This window comes from Streptomyces daliensis, assembly GCF_054782395.1.
The window spans coordinates 1-580 of record NZ_BAAGSO010000095.1; the positions used below are offsets into that span (position 1 = coordinate 1).

Annotated in this window: 1 pseudogene; it reads right to left on the minus strand. The window is 71.2% G+C overall.

What is annotated here, in order from left to right:
• Positions 1-580, minus strand: a pseudogene (locus ACYVOO_RS25935) (type IV secretion protein Rhs); the annotation flags it as partial.

Below are 580 nucleotides of genomic sequence, written 5' to 3' on the forward strand. Positions count from 1 at the left end.
GGGGTGTGGTCCCAGGTGGTGGTGGCGCCGTCGCGGGTGGTCTGTTCGGCCAGGCGGGTGGCGTCCCAGGTGAAGGTGAGGGGTGCGCCGTCGGGGCCGGTCTTGGTCAGGCGGCGGCCAAGCGGATCGTAGGTGTAGGCCCACTCCTCGCCCAGGGGTGTGGTGGCTGTGGTGAGGCGGTCCTGGGTGTTCCAGGTGTAGGTCCAGGTGCGGGTCTGGCCGTTGAGGAGTTTGCGGGTCTTGCGGACCAGGCGTCCTGCCGCGTCGTGGGTGTAGGTGGTGCGGCCCGCGCGGTGGATGAGGGTGCCGGTGTGTTCCCGTGCGCCGGGTGCGGGGTGGGCGGGGGCTTCGGCGTGGGTCTGGTTGCCCGCACTGTCGTAGGCGTAGGTCTCGCTCCAGCCGTGGGCCTGGACGCCGGTGACCCGGCCGGTCTTGTCCAGGGCGAAGTGGCGGGTGCCGGTGGTCAGTTCGCGGATCTCGGTGACATACCCGTCGGGACGGTAGGTGTAGGCACGGTGCTGGAGAAGGGTGTCGCCGGGGCTGGTGGTGAGGGCCTGGGTGGTGAGGCGGCCGGTGGCAT